The organism is Paenibacillus sp. SORGH_AS_0306, assembly GCF_030819345.1.
GTDB lineage: Bacteria > Bacillota > Bacilli > Paenibacillales > Paenibacillaceae > Saccharibacillus > Saccharibacillus kyungheensis.
In genome coordinates, this window is record NZ_JAUTBP010000001.1 from 154695 (window position 1) to 172761 (window position 18067).

Consider the following 18067-nt stretch of genomic DNA (forward strand, 5'->3'; position numbering starts at 1 on the left):
ATGCGTAAAGTTAAATATTCAGTATCTCTTCTTATGCTGTTACTGTGCGGAATGATAGTCCTAACATCTTGTAGTGCGATTACTGCGCAACAGATCACGTTGAAGAATGCTAGTGGAATGGGCGGCGCGGGCAATCGCAATGCCATGCGTGGAATGATAAATGCTGATCTGATAGGCAAAGTAGTGTCTGTAAACGGTAGTCAGCTTACAATCGATGTGATGGAGCAAGCACAACGCCGTTCTTCGCCTCCGAGTGATCATAGTGCTACAATGTCTAGCCCAACCGATGCAACTGCACCACGCTCAAACCGTATGCCTGATAACAGCATACCTAATATCAATACACCGAATACCGACTCTACTCCTACAACAGTTCGACCAGATGGTAACACGTCTAATATAAGCAGTACAGGAGTGAAAAAAACGATAACTGTAGGTGAAAATGTACGCATATCTCAAATCACAGCGATGATGCCACAAACTAACAATAATCGTACAGCAACGACACTTCAATTATCTGATCTCAAAGCAGGGCAGATTCTGATGATCTGGTATAAAGATAATACGAATACTGTGGAAAAAATCAGTGTGATGGACTCGTAATGGATAACTGATATAGCTAAAGAGAGGAGTGATAAGCTCCTCTTTTTTGTATGAAAAAGTAGATATCTAATTCGGGATACATAGTTATGCTAAAGCAGATTATTATCGCTACCTATTCTGAGATGTATCCTATCTGTAGAAATGATAAGATATATGTAAAATACAGGTAGTACATATTGCCAGAAAAGAGGAACCTTGTTGGCTAATATTCTTCACACGATAAAATGGAATGAACAAGACGATAGTTTACATACGTTATTACAACCTGAATATGAGATAACAGAGCATCCGCTAGATCAAGGATTTGAAGCACAAGTAATCAAGTTGTCATATGCTGAAGGTGACTTGGTATTGAAAATATGGAATCAACAGGCGAAGCCGGATGTGAGAGCACAATATCAGTTATTACAGTTTCTTTTTGTCAAAGAGATCGCTGTCTCTAAGCCGATGGGTTGGGGGATGCTTGATGATCAATATCCAGTATTGCTAACAACATTTGACGGAACAGCACTTACCAAAATGAACAAAAAGAAAATTGTACAGACAGCTACCTTATTGTCTGCTATCCATCATGTTGAGCTTACAGAAAGCGAATATGCTTTACTGCCAAAATACGATTTTGTAGATTACTTTTTTCCAGACGTAGCAATGTATACAGATATTAGCGATATGCTATATCAGGTTATGCCTATGATTACGCTAGAGCAGAGTTGTATTATTCATGGTGATTTTCATCTGGGAAATATTTTAAACAAGCAGGATCGATATACCGTAATCGATTGGACAAATGGGCAATTAGGGGATGCTCGATATGATGCAGTCTGGTCGATCACTTTGCAGAAAATCTATATTTCAGAACGATATGCTCACATATTCCGTGATGCTTATCTAGCAGAACATCCGATAGCTGAAAAAGAATTACAATTATTTGAAGCGCTTGCCTGTCTGCGGTGGATATTACTTGCTCGTCAGGGCGGTATTACTGTACAACCACAAGCACAGCAGAATATAAAGCGAGTGATCGCTCATAATCCATTTTTGGCAGAAATGAATTGTGAAGTGTGAAATATTCAGCTACATATGTCGTAATAGATAAATATAAGATATTTTGCTTTGCCAAAATCATTTTTTTATTATTTTAGATCGCATTATAGTACTAAGAGCTTATGGAAAGTTATTATAGAATGTTAGGGGAATGAAGTATGGCTTATGAATGGGAACGTTGTCCAAGATGCGGTTCGGCAAAAGTTACTACAGAATCAGGATGGGGAAATGCTTGCGTATTTGTTATTTGTGGTGCAATAATTTGTTTTGCTATATCTCGTTTTGTGGATCATCAGTTAATGGAACATCCTATTGCACTAGGAATAATTATTTTAATCGGGCTATTAACATTACTCGGATGTATCAAAGTAATAAAGGGTGGCATGACTTCTAGGTGTGATACTTGTAAATACGCATGGGAACCTACAAAAATAGAAGACTAAAAATCAATTATTTAAAAACCAAACGAAATATACATAATATGATACAGTAGATATCTTCAAAGTAATTATTTTATCCAACACAAAGGGAGTATACATGAACAATTACAAATTAATCATCCAATACGATGGTGGGCGGTATAAAGGGTGGCAACGGCTTGGAGATAGTGACAATACAGTGCAAGGTAAGATTGAAAAAGCGATCTCTGTACTGGTGGATCAACCGATCGAAATTACAGGTTCTAGCCGTACCGATGCAGGCGTACATGCACTGTATCAAGTGGCTAATTTTAAAATTAAAGAAGACTTGCCAGAGTCTAAAATATTTAACTTCCTGAATCATTATTTACCGCCTGATATCAGCATTACAGAAGTGGCAAAAGTCGATGATCGGTTCCATGCACGATATCATGCGACGAACAAAACGTATATTTATAAAATATGGAACGAAGCATATAGTCATCCATTTATGCGCAAGTACAGTATGCATGTTGCCAAAAAGCTAGATATCGCCAAGATGAAAGAAGCTTGCGCTCACTTTTTGGGAGAACATGACTTTGCAGTCTATTCCAATGCCAAGTCGAAGAAAAAAGATACATTACGTACCATTTACACATTAGATGTCGAGGTAGTGGACGGATTTGTACAATTCCGTGTATCTGGAAATGGATTCTTGTACAATATGGTACGTAAAATGGTCGGTACACTGATCGAAGTAGGATTAGGGGAAAAGCAAGCTTCAGATATTCCTACGATTTTGCTATCCAAAGAAAAGCTACAAACTGGTGGCATGGCAGATGCAGAAGGGCTTTATTTAGAGCAGATTCAATTCAAGTCAGAATAGATAAATATTTAAAAACCACACCAAGTTTCTTTATATGACATTCCGCCAAAATCGTATAAAACAATGCAGAAATAATATCATATAACAATAAGGAAGTGGACTTGAAAAGGTCTACTTTTTTTTCGTAATAAGGTATCTATCTTTTAGTGATAATAGTAGTTGTATTTCATTACATATTCCCTTACAATTTGTTGAAGCAATTCTGTAATGCGTTAATGTATGTCAAGGCGAATACATTTACAGCTATATTATAATCGTTGTACATAATGAACACAGTTGAAAGGGAGCGTTTTGTTTGGAAACGAAACAATTAACTAGAGGTCTCAAAACACGCCATATTGAGCTGATTGCACTCGGAGGAACGATAGGTGTCGGTCTATTTATGGGATCAGCCAGTACGATTCAATGGGCAGGGCCTTCTGTGCTGTTGGCGTATTTGGTAGCAGGTGTAATTATGTTATTTGTGATGCGAATGATGGGCGAAATGTTAATCGTTGAACCGGTCACAGGTTCATTTGCTACATTTGCCCATAAGTATATTAGTCCGTTGGCTGGATTCTTAACGGCATGGAGTTACTGGTTTTTATGGGTAACGGTGGGGATGGCGGAAGTTACTGCTATAGGTATTTATGTAGGGTACTGGTTCCCGGAGATTCCACAGTGGATTCCAGCGTTAGCCGGTGTCGGTATTATAGCGGCAGCGAATCTAGCGGCGGTTAAGTTTTATGGAGAATTTGAATTCTGGTTTGCGATGATTAAAGTGATCGCGATTAGTGCGATGCTGGTGATCGGCACAGGTATGATCTTTTTTGGACTTGGTAATGGTGGAGTGCCTATCGGCTTATCTAATCTGTATGTCCATGGCGGATTTTTTGCAGGTGGGTTAAAAGGATTCTTATTTGCATTATGTATTGTGACTGCGGCATATCAGGGCATCGAGATGATCGGGATTACCGCAGGAGAAGCTGAAAATCCAAAAGTGACTTTGAAAAAATCGATCAAAAATATCGTTTGGCGGATATTGATTTTTTATGTAGGTGCAATCTTTGTGATCGTGACGATCTATCCATGGAATGAAGTCGGTACGACAGGAAGCCCCTTTGTTTTAACATTTGCCAAAGTAGGGATTGTAGCGGCGGCAGGTATTATTAATTTTGTTGTTTTAACAGCAGCGATGTCTGGTTGTAATAGTGGTATTTATAGTGCAGGACGAATGCTATATACACTGGCGCAAAACAAACAAGCACCACCGTTTTTCGCTAGAATTTCAAAAAGTGGTGTACCACGTAACAGTATTATGACGACAATTGCTTTACTATTGGTAGGCGTGCTGTTCAATTACTTGTTTCCAGATTCCAAATTATTTTTGTACATTTACAGTGCCAGTATATTACCAGGGATGGTTCCATGGTTAGCGATGGCATTTAGCCAATTTAAGTTTCGCAAAAAATGGAAAAATGATATTCATGAACATCCATTTAAATCTTTATTTTTTCCAGTTAGTAATTATATCGTGATTATCTTTTTGTCACTGGTGCTGATCGGCATGTGGTTCAATCCGGATACACATAACTCATTAATCGTCGGAATTGTATTTATTGCGATTGTCATTGTTAGTTATTATGTATTTCGAATTGGGAAGAAATCGGATCAGCGGATAGATTAATTAGATATTACATTTCATACTATAATGCCTACAAAGATACCATAATACGAAGCATATTCTTTTTTCTGACATGTTTAGAAAAAAAGGATATGCTTTTTGTTTGAAGACAAGCCATGACGGTTACATAGAAAAAGAGCTCATTAATTTCCAGAACGACGACTATAAACATCATCTACGAGGAGGAAATTCAATCATGGCTGACCAATATCTAAAGCAAGATCCGACAACTCAATATCCTAAGGCAAACGAAGACTGGCAACAAAAACAACCAGAACCCGGTTTGCAAACAGAGATGACTCCACGTCCCGATTCAGGAGAAACCAGTTATCGCGGAACAGGTCGCTTAACAGGACGCAAAGCACTTGTAACAGGAGCAGATAGTGGTATCGGACGCGCAGCAGCAATTGCTTTTGCTCGTGAAGGTGCAGACGTTGTAATTTCTTACTTACCTGAAGAAGAAGCCGATGCTCAAGAAGTAGTAAAATTGATCGAAGAAGCAGGTCAAAAAGCTTATGCGATGCCTGGCGATTTGAAAGATGAGAAGTACTGCGAACAATTGATCGAAGACTCTGTAGCTAAATTAGGTGGAATCGATATTCTAGCTAACGTAGCAGGTAAACAGCAGTTTGTTGAATCGATTGCTGATTTAACTACAGAACAATTTGATGCAACATTCAAAACAAATGTATACTCTCTATTCTGGTTATGCAAAGCAGCTATCAAGCATATGAAACCAGGTAGTTCAATTATTAATACATCATCTATCCAAGCGTACTCACCTTCACCAGGGTTGCTCGATTATGCAACAACTAAAGGTTCAATCAACGTGTTCAGTAAAGCACTGGCACAACAAGTTGGTGAAAAAGGTATCCGTGTTAACGTTGTAGCACCGGGTCCAGTATGGACACCTCTACAAGTAGCAGGTGGACAACCTACAGAAGCATTGAAAGAATTCGGTTCCAATACACCACTCGGACGTGCAGGACAGCCAGTAGAAATGGCTCCAGCTTATGTATTTTTAGCAAGCCAAGAGTCTAGCTATGTAAGTGGCGAGACGATCAATGCTAACGGTGGTATGGTTAGTCCATAACTTGATCGTATTGGCTTTATTTCTAAATACAATAATGATATTAATAAAAGGAGGGGCATAACGCCTCTCTTTTTGGTTTCTTCATCTAAAATGATAATATAGTAAATAAAACAATATAGATGTATATGCGCTATAAAAATGATTCGAGAGCATAAGCGTATATCCTATGTTATAGAAAAGAGAATGTTATGAAAATACAATTTGATGAGCGAACAATCGAATTTAATGTGCAATATAGCAAGCGTACCAAGATCGCTATTCAGTTGGAGACGATAGGCTTAATTACGGTCAAAGCACCGAATGGAACACCTGAAGCAGACATTTTACGTGTAATGGAGCGCAATAAGCAATGGCTGTTGGATAATACCAGTAAGCTAGATCAAGCTAGAGCAAATGCTGTTCCTCAAGCAAAAGAATATGAAGAGCAAGGACAGTTTTTGTATTTAGGTAAAAAGTATTTTCTACATGAGCTTATTGAAGTAGGCGATGCGAACGAAGAAGAATTACGTCACAGACTCAAAAAGTTTTACTTTACCAGTTGTAAAAAAATCGTATTAGAACGGATCGAAGGCTACCAGAAACAATTACGTGTGAAGCCAAAAAGTATTGAAATCGAAGAGTCTACAACCAAATGGGGTAGTTGTCATTCGAGCAAAAAAATCACGTTTAATTATCGTCTCGCTATGGCTCCTGTAGAAGTGATCGATTATGTGATTGTACATGAATTATGTCATCTTCTGCATATGAATCATGATCGTTCATTTTGGAGACGGTTAGGTAGTATTATGCCTGATTACAAACAAAAAGAAGAGTATCTTGCACGACATGGACGTCATATGACATTGTAATAATCAGGTACTAAAGGATAATATAACAAGTATATTCCCAACTAAAGGAGCTTACATATGAGTATATATTCGGAGCGATTAACAATAAAGCCACTTACTAAAGCACATGCAGAATCTTTACTCGCTTTAGAAGTGAAAAATAGAGAATTTTTCAAAGCATTTGCTGGCATACGTCATGAATTATTCTATACATACGAAGGTCAAGCAGAACGAGTACATCGTTTTTTGGAGTCTAGCGAACAAGATACCGGTTATTGTTTTCTTATTTTTCTAAAAAATACAGAGACAGTGATTGGTGAAGTGATTTTGTCTGAAGTGGTGCGTGGTAATTTGCAAAGTGGTTGGATCGGATACTTTTTGGATCAGGACTACAATGGTAAAGGATATATGAGTGAAGCTGTGCAAGCAGTAGTGAAGTATGCTTTTGAGGAACTAAAATTACATCGTATCGAAGCAGGAGTTATGCCACACAATATCGGTTCGACCAAAGTATTATTGAAATCAGGATTCACTCAAGAAGGCACTGCTCGTAAAAATGTAAAAATCAATGGAGTATGGCAAGATCATATTACATTTGCTATTATCGAAGACGATTTGCAAACGCATTCTGATTGATAAGAAAATACTTTATCAATGATAATCATATAGAATATATTCTATTTTGGAGCGATCTGATCGGGTAAATTTTAATTGAAAATAACAATAACTTAAATTATGAAACAGATATAACTAATAACTTATAAAATAACTTTATTAATTTCAATTAAACATCTAAAATGGATAAAATTAGTATATAATGAAGCGTGGATACTAATATGACGTTTGGGAGATGTTTAATTTGGACAAGCTGATGGAAACTTACATTGATCAGGTTTCTAATCAATTTCAAGAGTGCATTTACAAAGTATTGAAGCAACTACATCACTTGGTAGGGGTAGATATCGATATTTTGAAAGAACATAACTCTGAGGAATTATTAGCAGATATGTTTCGTAGAGGATATCATGTCGAAACAGTAACCGATCATTGGAAAGATGAACATCAGACGGTATATTATCATTTGAAATGCAATGATGAGATTGTAGTATCAGGTCGTATTATCTGGCAACTAGAAGGTTATCATACACATTTTTTTGCTAATTTTGGGAAGCACATAGATGGTCATTGGAAAGACATAAGTGAATTACATCTCCAACCATTATTGTAAATCAAAAGACAAGCTGACGGGCATAAGCTCCGTAGCTTGTCTTTTTTATTGGATATGGATCTTATTCTAAAATGGTAGCTCAATTAAGATGTTTTACCAACTACGCTTGATCCACTCTTCGTGATTTTGTAATTCAAGATATCGCCATTCCAGAAATGGAATTTGAGCAATACTTCACCATCGTTTGTTTCTTTGAAAAAGTCTGGTGTTAATTTGATAACATTTGCACTGTAATCCGGGCTAAATGCAGTAGCAAATTCTTTGAAAGGAGTCCAGTTTTGCGGACCTGCATTACCACCATTGGTATACGTCGCTTCCATTGTTGCTAATTGGTTACCATTAAAGGTAGTCGGAATAGCGAATGAACTGGTTGTGCCTGTTGTAGCACTTAATGTAGGTGTATTATACGAGATTACATTAAAGTTCCAGTTGGCTCCTTTGCTAAATTTAGCTGTTAGTGTAGCATTCACACCTAATTTACCAGAAGAAAGCAATTTCGTTAATAGACTGGATTTGATAACAAGTGTATCTCCACTGATCGTATAATCTGTTCCTTTGACCAGCGTTGTACTACCGTTAGAAAGAGAACTAAATGTATTGCCATTCAGATTCAATTTGACTGTTTTGTCCTGAATCGTTGCTCCTTTTTTGAAATACAATAGGTCTGTTTCTGCGTTGGAAGAACGTCCTGTCCAGCCTGCTTTCATCACATTGTATAATTCAGGATCAGACCATTTGTAGGTAGTACGGCTAAAGTGCTGACCGTTGTCCCATAACATCGTAGTCATATTTTTTTGACGTACATAGTTAGAAAAGAATTCGAAAAATTTCAGCTTTTCACCTTGTTCGATTACGCCTGTATTTTTATCAAATCCCAATAATCCAAATTCACCGATGACGACTGGAATCCCTTTAGCTACAAATGAATTGTAGACACGGTCAAATGTATCTGTGATATCTTTTTGCGTATCGGCTTCAAATTTGGTATAGCCTGCAATATTCACACTGAACGGCCAGAAGCCATAGTAGTGAACCGTAGCAATAATATTAGGATCGTTTAATTTGGCAATCGTCTGAGATAGAGCATCCAAATCTGCTTGTGTAGAAGAAGTTGCTAATGTAGGAAGAACGATAGCACGGGTAGCATTGTTACCACCGGATGCTCTTACAATTTTGTGAAAAGACGTATTCAGTTCATCTAGCAATTTGTAAGCTGTTGCCGGATCTGTAGTTCCACCTTCGGTAAAGCGAGGTTCATTAATACTTTCGAACATCAGCTTACTCGAAGATCCTTTGAAGCGATCTGCGATCTGTGTCCAGACTGCATTATAACGAGCCAGTACAGGATCATGATTTTGACCCATATAGCTTGTCCATAACCATGAATCATGATGGATATTGATCATTACATACAGATTAGCATCCAGCGCCCAATTGACCACTTCTTGTACACGATTCATATAAGCGGCATCAATCGTATAGTTAGGAGCACTGCCTGTATGTTGATCCCAGGTTACAGGAATACGAATACTTTTGTATCCTTGATTAGCAATTTGTTGAATCAATTCTTTGGTCACACGAGGATTGCCCCATGAAGTCTCATCTGCACCTGTCGCATCAAGTGAATTCCCCAGGTTCCAACCCGGTTGCATTGCACTAACATAAGATTGAATCCCTGTTGCGGCTGCGGTAGAAAGGGAACGTTCTTCATCTGAAGCTGCTGAAGCCATTGAAGAGGAAAATAAAGAAAGTAGTAGAGCCGCAATCACAGTCAATGAAAGATATGATTTGGATTTACGTTTCATTAATAAAGTCTCCTTTGTGAAAGTTATGGACAATCTGTAAACGTAATGAGCTGTACATCTTGAAAACAACATGTGTTTCCTTTGACAAACAGTCGTTGCACTAACAGGTTACATATATATGAGAATATTGTAAGCGTGACCACCTCCTGCTAAATAAGTAATGAAAGCGTTTTCTAAAATGTAATATAGCACTGATTATCCAAAGTAAATACCATAAAAATTGGTAATAAATTCATACAAAAATTAGTGATTTTACCTATTTTAGAGATAAAAATAAAGCCGAAAAATACAAATATTATCCTGTATATAATGTAAATATAAAGATAAGGAAAGAAATATGAAGATATGGAGCACCAGACTATTGACATGTGACACTGTGTCACATTATAATTGTCTATGTAATTTTTTACACTTGAAATAACAGTATATGATACAAAATGCTTAATTTGGAGTGAATCCATGCCTACTCAGACTTTTTTTAATTTGCCTAAGGAAAAACGCAAAGGGTTAATCGATGCGGCTTTCAAAGAATTTTCGCGAGCCTCTCTGGCAGATGCTTCGATTTCGAACATTATCAAAGAAGCTTGTATTCCTAGAGGAAGTTTTTATCAGTATTTTGACGATAAAGCTGATATTTTCTTTTATATTTTAGAAGAGTATAACAAGCATAATCGTGAGAAAGTGCTGTTGCTTCTCAAAGAAAATGATGGGGATATTTTTATAGCTTTTAATGAATTTTTCAAAATGATGTTAGAACGATTTCAACATCATGAATATCGCTATTTTGCTCAAAATATCTTTTTGAATATGAGTTACAAAGTAGAGCATCGCTTAGCACTGAATGTGAATAATCCAGAGGCAAAAGAACGTACCGATGAATTTATCCGCTCGATCAATCGTAGTCGTCTGAATGTAGCTGATGAGAAAGAAGTTCTTCATTTGACTAAAATTATTGTAGCGATCACGATTCAGAATTTTATTCGTTTTTTTGCGAGAGAAGTTCCGATAGACGACATTATTGAACATTACGAGTTGGAATTGGATTTGTTGAAGCGAGGATTAAGTAGAAATGTATAAGGAATTTGGGTGACTTTTGGAGATAAACATCATCTAATTCCTTGTCTTTGTGTGTTTGCATACTGGACACATGATTATAGCCATATTGACGTTCATAACAGGTATGTTAAACAGTGCTTGTTGTAACAATAAAAAAAGTTGAACTACAGGGGTGGAGTAAGTGAGAAGGAAGATCGTATTGTCAATTCTCATCGTGTTACTAGTCATTAGCGGTGGCACGTTAGGTTATTATTACTGGTATCAAGGTACTCATTTTGTCAAAACAGAAGATGCCCGCATTTCAGCAACACAATATAAAGTGATGCCACAGATTACAGCAGAGCTTAATCATATTGATGTTGAAGAAGGCGATGTATTAAAACGCAACGAACCGATTGCTGAACAAGATGTATCCGGTCTAGATTCAAGTATGATTAGCAAGTCTGTTCTACGTTCACCGATAGATGGAACAGTCTTAAAAGTGTATTCCAAAGAACATGAGATCGGTACACCAAGTTCTCCTGTAGCGATTGTAGCAGATATGAATGATCTATATGTCTCTACGAATATCGAAGAAACAGATATCAATCGCGTCAAAGCAGGTCAAGTGGTCGATGTATCGTTAGATGCAGATGGAGATTACACAATTCAAGGTAAAATCCGCAAAATTGGTGAAGCGTCTAACTCGGTTTTTGCTACTATTGCAGCTACCAATACAAGTGGTAACTTTAACAAAGTCACACAGCGTATTCCTGTTGAAATTGCGCTCAATGTACCTAAAGACCTCAAATTGATTCCTGGAACAAATGTGGTTGTGAAAATTCATACATCGTAAGGAGAGGTTTATGTGGCTGACACAGTCGTTGCCGCCGCTCCTCCCGCAGATTCGCCTAGAGAACGCTGGCTTGCTTTTATAGCGATTATATTAGGAGCCTTTGTCGCTATTTTGAATAACAGTCTAATCAATGTAGCGATTCCGCAGTTGACCACCGATTTGGGATCAACAACGTCACGAATTCAATGGGTGATTACCGGCTATACTCTCGCATCAGGAATAATCGTTCCGATTACGGGATTTATGGAGCAGCGTATTGGTTATAAGAAATTTTTGATCGCTGCACTGAGTGTATTTACACTGGGAACAGCATTTTGTATTTTTGCTTGGAGTGACTCGTCTTTAATCGCTGCACGTATTTTGGCAGGATTAGGTGGCGGTGTAATTATGCCGCTTAGTATGACGATTGTATATAAAATTATGCCTCGTGAACAAATTGGGATGGCTCTTGGGATCTGGGGTGTAGCAGCAATGGCTGCCCCTGCTATCGGGCCAACACTCAGTGGATACTTGATCGAATGGTTTAACTGGCGGTTTTTGTTTATCGTCTGTATCCCTGTTGCACTGTTCGCGATCTTGATGGTTATTGTGTTAATCAAAGAACCACCAAAAGGCGCTATCGTCAAATTTGACTTAGCAGGCTTTTTATTAGCGGCTACCTGTGCAGGAACATTATTATATGCACTATCCAGTGGTTCAAGCGATGGTTGGAGTTCTTTCAAAATTGTCGGATTATTTTTTGTAGCTTTCTGGTCACTGGTATTTTTGATTTTTGTCGAAAGTGGCAAAGACAACCCAGTTATCGATATTTCTTTATTTAAAAATTATAAATTTACGATCAGTGTTATTACTTCGAGTTTTGTTATGATGGGGCTATACGGAGGAACATTTTTATCTCCATTATTTTTGCAAAATATTCAATCGGTCTCTCCTGTACACACCGGTATTATCTTGTTGCCACAGGCGATTGCGATGGCGGTAATGATGCCGATTGCTGGTAAATTATTTGATAAAATCGGGATTGTACCGATTGCGTTATTCGGCTTAACGTTAACGAGCATTATGACCTATCATCTACACACACTGACTCCAGATACTTCACATCTATGGCTACAAGTCGTATTGATGTTCCGCGGTATGGGAATCGGAATCTGTATGATGCCATTATCTACAGTAGGGATGAACGCTGTGGCACCGGAAAAAGTCGGTAAAGCTTCTACAGCATCGAATCTAGTACGTACGATAGCAGGGTCAATGGCGATTGCTATTCTGACATTCTTAATGCAAAGTCGTACAGCACTACATTCACAACAAATATCAGAATCGATCACACTGGATGGAGCACAAACGCTTCAAGCCACACTGGGAAGCTCATGGGCAAGTATTACTTCAGGATTGATTACACTTGATGCTTATTCCAGAGGAATCGCCGATACGTTCTTAGTATCTTCTATTCCGCTATTCTGTTCGATTCCATTTATTTTCTTGTTTATTAGTCGACGTAAAGGTGTCAAAGTGATCAAAGAATAATCGTATATCGATATGCTTTCAGATAGGAAAGCTTTTCATCCAATATAGATAGAAAGAAAGGGAACACGAATGAAAAGAACAAAGTGGGAATTACCATTAGCAGCGTTGCTGGTTGGAACGGTTGTGTTATCCGGCTGTTCTTCCAATAGTGCAGCGGCAACAACACAGGCAATGAATGTGACTGTCAAAGTCAGTCAGGCACAAAAAGGATTGATCGGCAAAGGTGAAATCTATACAGGTACAGTAACCCCTTCAGAAACGGTTAATATTGTGCCAAAAATGGGCGGTAAAGTTGTATCATTACCTGTAGATATCGGAACAGAAGTGAAAAAAGGACAAGTGCTTCTCAAACTCGAAGACAATGATCTTCGCAACAATTTGGCAAAAGCACAAGCAGATGTAGCAGCGGCAGGAGCAGCAGTCAAAACCGCTCAGGATTCACAACAATCCGGTATGGTGTCTGCGAATTCTGGAGTGGTAAGTTCTAAAAATGGGATTATTTCTTCTAAAAGTGCAATCGATCAAGCAACAGGTTCGATCAACCAGGCGAACGGATCGATTAATCAAGCGACAACAGCGGTAGAACAAGCCAAAACAGCCGTTTCTAGTGCGGCTAATAATATTAAGCAAACGACAGAAACATTGTCTGCTGCGCAAAAAACATTAACACGTACACAATCATTATTTCAAAATGGTCTAGCAACACAAGCGCAATTGGAACAAGCACAGACCGCTCAAGCGACAGCACAAACAGCAAATGATAATGCTAAAAATGCACAGGTTAATGCGCAAGAACAATTAAATGCAGCACAAAAAGCATTGGTTATTGCAAAGAAAAATTTGAGTACAGCTCAAAGTGCTTATGAAAATGCAACCAGCAGTTATGAGAATGCTAACAGCGGTTATAGCAATGCACAGAAACAACTGGAAGTATCTCAAAGTACATCAGGTATTGAAGCCAGTCAGCAAAAGCAAAAACAAGCTGAACTGAATGTAAATATTGCTCAAGATGCTTTAGATGATGCAGTGGTTACTTCTCCAATTAACGGTATTATCGGTACTAAAAATGCAGAAGTCGGTGAGATGGCATCTACATCTTCACCAGCACTTGTTATTGCTAATCTAAGTACAGTCAATACATTGATCTATGTTCCAGCAGATCAAATCAACAATGTTAAAATCGGTGATCCTGTACAGGTGCGAGTCACTTCATCCAATATTCTTAAAACAGGCAAAGTGAAAAATATTAGCCCGATGGATGAGAGTGGTAAAGGGTATCCGGTGAAAGTTGCCGTCTCTAATGCAGACAATAAGCTCAAATCAGGAATGTTAGCAGATATTAGCTTTGTAGATGCTAGTGCCAAAGAAGGAATTATTGTTCCTTCCAAAGCAATCCAAACGATCGACGGTAAATCGTACGTCTATGTTGTACAAAAAAATGTAGCGATCCGTAAACAGGTTACTTTAGGCAAAGCAACCGGATCACAAGTATTTATCAACAGTGGTATTAACGATGGAGATACTATCGTAACCAATAATCTTGCTTTGTTAGACGATAAAAGTCCAATTACAGTATCTCAATAAGTAGAGTACAGAGTTGTACATGGATCTTAAGAAAGTAGTACAATAGCGCTTTAAGCAGGTAGTATTCTGTTTGAAGCGCTATTTTTTATAGGTAATAGATAATGAATACATAAAGTCTACATGATTAACTTCAAATAAAGGAGGCGCGCTATGATAGATATACAAACGTACCAGCCAGAGTGGGCAGAACAATTTGAACAGATTAAACGTATTTTAGCAAAGCAACTGACAGGACAATGTATAGGTATTGAACATGTAGGGAGTACTTCAGTGGTAGGACAAAGTGCTAAGCCGATTCTAGATATCGATATCATTATCCCTAGTAGACAGCAATTATCCAGTGTTATTACAGCATTACATACTCTCGGTTACAACTATCGAGGAGACCTGGATGTCGAGGGAAGAGAAGCTTTTGGACGAATAGATGATTATGTGCCCTGGAATTCAGATCAGCGAGTCTGGATGAAACAGCATGTGTATGTATGTGCTCAAGATAATCAAGAATTACATAGACACCTTACTTTTCGCAATTATCTTCGTCAACATCCTGAGGAAGTCATCGCTTACGGACAACTGAAGCAACAGCTTATTAAGCAGACAGAAGATCGGGAACAATATACATTACTCAAGACTGATTTTGTAGAAAATATTTTAGCCAAAGCAAATGTAACCTAATCTTTCATAGCAGGAGGAGACACTAATGTGGGGTAGAAAAAAGAACAAACAACCACTTCATAAACCTTTATCAGAGCAACAATTATGGGAACGTTATTTTTTTGAACGTCATTCATTGGATACATTATTAGAATGGTCTAAGCGATTGAAATATTTTCGATATTGTCGAGCTTATGGAGGGCATGTAGGAGATGGCGATTCTCTTTTAATTGCGATTCGGATTCAGTCAGAACAAGAACTACATGAAGTGTTTGAACAGTTAGATATACCGATTGTATTAGCATCGGATTCCTCTACATCTACTACAGCAAATTGGAAATATCCACAAATAGAACATCCCAAACATGTGATGATTGTAGGAGTAAAAGCTTTTATATGGATGTATCCTGATCGTATGAAGCTCAGTATCACGAATCTAGAACATCCGGTAGAAGTAACAGCAACCAGCGTAGTTGCCGCAGAACAATTAGAACCTTTTTTAGCACCATTAGCTTATCGAATGATTGATCCGCCGCAAGATGATCGGTATTGCTTTAGAGCAGAGGATTGGCGATAACAAAAGCAAAAAAGAGTATCTACAGCTAGATGCTGAATAGATACTCTTTTTGGTGATGCTGAATATGTTATTTATACATCAAGCTTCTTGGTATTACGGGATAGTATAAAACATAAGAATAATACTATCGCTGCCGCCATATAAGGGAAACCGATATTAATATCGAATAATAATCCGGCTACAATCGGACCTGCAATATTACCTAGACTGCTATAAGCAGAGTTTAGACCAGCGACATAACCTTGCTGATTGTGAGCAATTTTGGATAATTGTGTACTGATGGCAGGCCGCAAAATATCGATCGATAAGAACACGATAAAAGTAACCACTAATATCATCCAGTATTGATTGACGAATAACGTTAACAGTACAAATACTGATGCGAACACAAGACACCATGAGATCACTTTTTTCTCACCAAATGTATTCACGATCCAGCCAAATGCACTGACCTGTACAACAGCACCAGCAATCGAACCGAAGGTGATAATAAAGGCAATATCTTTCGGTGTAAATCCGAACTTGTGATCGACAAACAATCCGAATACGGTCTCATAATTGGCTAAGCCGAAAGACATCACAAATACAATCACCAGACTAAGAAAATACGATTCACGATACGAATGAATCAACTGTAAAAACATATTGGGTTGCTTGGTTAGAGAGGCTTCAGCGATTGTCGCTTTACGTTTCTCGGCTGTTAGTGATTCAGGCAACACTAACAATGTAATAATAGCTGCTATAGCCGCGGCGATTCCTGCTGCATAGAAAGGAACACGAATACCAAATTCAGCAATATAGCCACCAATTCCCGGCCCTATAATAAATCCAGTCGTGATTGCGGCATTAATATAACCCATCCCTTTACCACGTTCTTCATCTGATGTGATATCAGCGGTATAAGCCATTACAGCAGGCATAATAAAGGCTGCACCGATACCGCCTAACATACGAGCAGCGAACAATAGTGTAGGATCATTTGCAATCCCGAATAGCCATTCAGACACTGCGAAAATAATCATCCCGGAGACGATCATTTTTTTACGTCCCCATGTATCAGATAATCGTCCAGCAATCGGGGAACAGATTAACTGACTAAGTGAAAAGGCAGCAACCAGTAATCCAACCATACTACCGTTAATATGAAGTTCATTCATATAGGTAGGCATAATAGGAATAACTAACCCTACACCTGTAAAAATAAGAAAAATATTAATCATCAGAAGTAATATAGCGCCTCTGTTACGAAGTAATAACAACATGAATAAATCCTCCATCTATTCTTTTCATCATTTTCAAATACTGAACGTTCGGTCTGTAATATGACATTAATAGAATATGTTACTGCTTATCATCTTATTGATAAAGCAGATCACACTATTCTATCTATAGTAGTATGGTTGTAAAACGCTAAGAAGGAGCAGGATGTGCAATCCCATACAGCAACACCTGTACAGCTAATTCATATACACTCAATGCTTCTTCGATACTGGATTGACGGGACATTTGGCTAAGTCCAATAATCAGACTTTCCATAATAATCGCTAACTTGGAAGCATCATTGGCTTTGAACTCACCTTTGTCGATTCCTTGTTGGATCAATTGCTGATTAAAGCTTAAATGAGAATCCATCATTGTAGAGACTCGTTCTTCGACATCATTATCTTTCTCATCGCTGTTAAAAAATTCATCGGCTGCTTTGGTAAGTGGATGACTCAGATCTTCACGTACCAGATGCTCGGCAAGCCCGTATAATTTTTCGACTGTAGTTGGAAAAAGATGTTCCTTTTCTAACCATTTCTCTTCCCAATCTCGATTCCATTCATCTAACAAATAAAGAAAAAGACCTTCTTTGCTTTTAAAATGGTAATAGATATTTCCTTTACTGCTACCAGTCGCTGCCACAATATCTTCAATTGATGTCGCTTTAAACCCTTTTTGCACAAATAGGGCGCGAGCCGCATCTACCATTCTTTTTTTCGTCTGTTCGGTTTGCAATTGCTTTTTATTCACGAGTTTTCACTCCGATTCTTGAGGTGTTCTGAATCATACAGTATAGAGCGTTATATATAGAAGAAATAATACTGAACGTTTGTTCAGTATGTTAACAGAGAATAATAAATTTGGCAAGTCAGACATAAGGTTTTAATCGTTATCCATACAATTCCATTATAGGAAAAATCAATTCCCAAAACAAAAAATATGTAGTAATATGAATAAATATGTCTATGTACCTAAGTCTAAAGGTACAAAAAGTGGATTAGACTTACATTTCATTGGGGGA

Annotated in this window: 18 protein-coding genes; 15 read left to right on the plus strand and 3 right to left on the minus strand. The window is 37.9% G+C overall.

Annotation, left to right across the window (positions count from 1 at the left end; all coding sequences use genetic code 11):
* The 9 genes from QE450_RS00665 (at position 1) to QE450_RS00705 (ending at position 7742) form a co-directional block, all read left to right on the plus strand.
* Entirely contained in the window at positions 1–603 is a 603-nt protein-coding gene (locus tag QE450_RS00665) for a hypothetical protein (protein WP_307295879.1), read from the plus strand.
* 198 nt (positions 604–801) lie between these two features.
* Positions 802–1668: an aminoglycoside phosphotransferase family protein gene (locus QE450_RS00670; RefSeq protein WP_307295882.1), complete on the plus strand. Its 867-nt coding sequence runs from the start codon at positions 802–804 to the stop codon at positions 1666–1668.
* A gap of 137 nt (positions 1669–1805) precedes the next feature.
* Positions 1806–2090: a hypothetical protein gene (locus QE450_RS00675; protein WP_307295884.1), complete on the plus strand. Its 285-nt coding sequence runs from the start codon at positions 1806–1808 to the stop codon at positions 2088–2090.
* A 94-nt stretch (positions 2091–2184) separates the two neighbouring features.
* Positions 2185–2931 carry a tRNA pseudouridine(38-40) synthase TruA gene (gene truA, locus QE450_RS00680; RefSeq protein WP_307295887.1) on the plus strand — a complete coding sequence of 249 codons (747 nt, stop codon included), beginning with the start codon at positions 2185–2187 and terminating at the stop codon, positions 2929–2931.
* A 295-nt stretch (positions 2932–3226) separates the two neighbouring features.
* Entirely contained in the window at positions 3227–4597 is a 1371-nt protein-coding gene (locus QE450_RS00685; RefSeq protein ID WP_273614937.1) for an amino acid permease, read from the plus strand.
* A gap of 193 nt (positions 4598–4790) precedes the next feature.
* Complete coding sequence (locus QE450_RS00690) at positions 4791–5687, plus strand: SDR family oxidoreductase (RefSeq protein ID WP_273614938.1); 897 nt, start codon at positions 4791–4793, stop codon at positions 5685–5687.
* A gap of 188 nt (positions 5688–5875) precedes the next feature.
* Positions 5876–6535: a M48 family metallopeptidase gene (locus tag QE450_RS00695; protein ID WP_273614939.1), complete on the plus strand. Its 660-nt coding sequence runs from the start codon at positions 5876–5878 to the stop codon at positions 6533–6535.
* A 57-nt stretch (positions 6536–6592) separates the two neighbouring features.
* Positions 6593–7150, plus strand: coding sequence for a GNAT family N-acetyltransferase (locus QE450_RS00700; protein WP_301261872.1), 558 nt, complete (start codon positions 6593–6595; stop codon positions 7148–7150).
* Positions 7151–7373: 223 nt separating this feature from the next.
* Entirely contained in the window at positions 7374–7742 is a 369-nt protein-coding gene (locus tag QE450_RS00705) for an MAGE domain-containing protein (protein WP_307295894.1), read from the plus strand.
* A gap of 83 nt (positions 7743–7825) precedes the next feature.
* On the opposite strand, the gene QE450_RS00710 is transcribed toward QE450_RS00705, so the two are convergent.
* The gene (locus tag QE450_RS00710) at positions 7826–9547 is read right to left on the minus strand and encodes a cellulase family glycosylhydrolase (protein ID WP_273614942.1); all 1722 of its coding nucleotides are present in this window, start codon (positions 9545–9547) and stop codon (positions 7826–7828) included.
* Positions 9548–10006: 459 nt separating this feature from the next.
* Here QE450_RS00710 and QE450_RS00715 point away from each other — a divergent pair, with 459 nt between their 5' ends.
* The 6 genes from QE450_RS00715 to QE450_RS00740 all read left to right on the plus strand — a co-directional run bounded on the left by QE450_RS00715 (position 10007) and on the right by QE450_RS00740 (position 15783).
* On the plus strand, positions 10007–10624 hold the full coding sequence (locus tag QE450_RS00715) for a TetR/AcrR family transcriptional regulator (protein WP_273614943.1): 618 nt from the start codon (positions 10007–10009) through the stop codon (positions 10622–10624).
* A gap of 160 nt (positions 10625–10784) precedes the next feature.
* The gene (locus QE450_RS00720) at positions 10785–11438 is read left to right on the plus strand and encodes an HlyD family secretion protein (protein ID WP_273614944.1); all 654 of its coding nucleotides are present in this window, start codon (positions 10785–10787) and stop codon (positions 11436–11438) included.
* A gap of 12 nt (positions 11439–11450) precedes the next feature.
* A complete protein-coding gene (locus QE450_RS00725; protein WP_273614945.1) occupies positions 11451–12968 on the plus strand; it encodes a DHA2 family efflux MFS transporter permease subunit in 1518 nt (505 codons plus the stop codon).
* A gap of 69 nt (positions 12969–13037) precedes the next feature.
* The gene (locus QE450_RS00730; RefSeq protein WP_273614946.1) at positions 13038–14552 is read left to right on the plus strand and encodes an efflux RND transporter periplasmic adaptor subunit; all 1515 of its coding nucleotides are present in this window, start codon (positions 13038–13040) and stop codon (positions 14550–14552) included.
* A 150-nt stretch (positions 14553–14702) separates the two neighbouring features.
* The gene (locus QE450_RS00735) at positions 14703–15227 is read left to right on the plus strand and encodes a GrpB family protein (protein ID WP_307295903.1); all 525 of its coding nucleotides are present in this window, start codon (positions 14703–14705) and stop codon (positions 15225–15227) included.
* A 25-nt stretch (positions 15228–15252) separates the two neighbouring features.
* Entirely contained in the window at positions 15253–15783 is a 531-nt protein-coding gene (locus QE450_RS00740; RefSeq protein ID WP_307295905.1) for a hypothetical protein, read from the plus strand.
* A 71-nt stretch (positions 15784–15854) separates the two neighbouring features.
* On the opposite strand, the gene QE450_RS00745 is transcribed toward QE450_RS00740, so the two are convergent.
* Positions 15855–17045, minus strand: a complete 1191-nt coding sequence (locus QE450_RS00745) for an MFS transporter (RefSeq protein WP_273614949.1) — start codon at positions 17043–17045, stop codon at positions 15855–15857.
* A gap of 148 nt (positions 17046–17193) precedes the next feature.
* The gene (locus tag QE450_RS00750) at positions 17194–17796 is read right to left on the minus strand and encodes a TetR/AcrR family transcriptional regulator (RefSeq protein ID WP_274170907.1); all 603 of its coding nucleotides are present in this window, start codon (positions 17794–17796) and stop codon (positions 17194–17196) included.
* Between the last annotated feature and the right edge of the window lie 271 nt (positions 17797–18067).

Coding starts and splice junctions, on each gene's coding strand:
- QE450_RS00665 (WP_307295879.1), top strand. CDS start 1: ATGCGTAAAGTTAAATATTCAGTATCTCTTCTTATGCTGTTACTGTGC.
- QE450_RS00675 (WP_307295884.1), top strand. CDS start 1,806: ATGGCTTATGAATGGGAACGTTGTCCAAGATGCGGTTCGGCAAAAGTT.
- truA (WP_307295887.1), top strand. CDS start 2,185: ATGAACAATTACAAATTAATCATCCAATACGATGGTGGGCGGTATAAA.
- QE450_RS00690 (WP_273614938.1), top strand. CDS start 4,791: ATGGCTGACCAATATCTAAAGCAAGATCCGACAACTCAATATCCTAAG.
- QE450_RS00695 (WP_273614939.1), top strand. CDS start 5,876: ATGAAAATACAATTTGATGAGCGAACAATCGAATTTAATGTGCAATAT.
- QE450_RS00700 (WP_301261872.1), top strand. CDS start 6,593: ATGAGTATATATTCGGAGCGATTAACAATAAAGCCACTTACTAAAGCA.
- QE450_RS00710 (WP_273614942.1), bottom strand. CDS start 9,547: ATGAAACGTAAATCCAAATCATATCTTTCATTGACTGTGATTGCGGCT.
- QE450_RS00715 (WP_273614943.1), top strand. CDS start 10,007: ATGCCTACTCAGACTTTTTTTAATTTGCCTAAGGAAAAACGCAAAGGG.
- QE450_RS00730 (WP_273614946.1), top strand. CDS start 13,038: ATGAAAAGAACAAAGTGGGAATTACCATTAGCAGCGTTGCTGGTTGGA.
- QE450_RS00735 (WP_307295903.1), top strand. CDS start 14,703: ATGATAGATATACAAACGTACCAGCCAGAGTGGGCAGAACAATTTGAA.
- QE450_RS00740 (WP_307295905.1), top strand. CDS start 15,253: ATGTGGGGTAGAAAAAAGAACAAACAACCACTTCATAAACCTTTATCA.
- QE450_RS00745 (WP_273614949.1), bottom strand. CDS start 17,045: ATGTTGTTATTACTTCGTAACAGAGGCGCTATATTACTTCTGATGATT.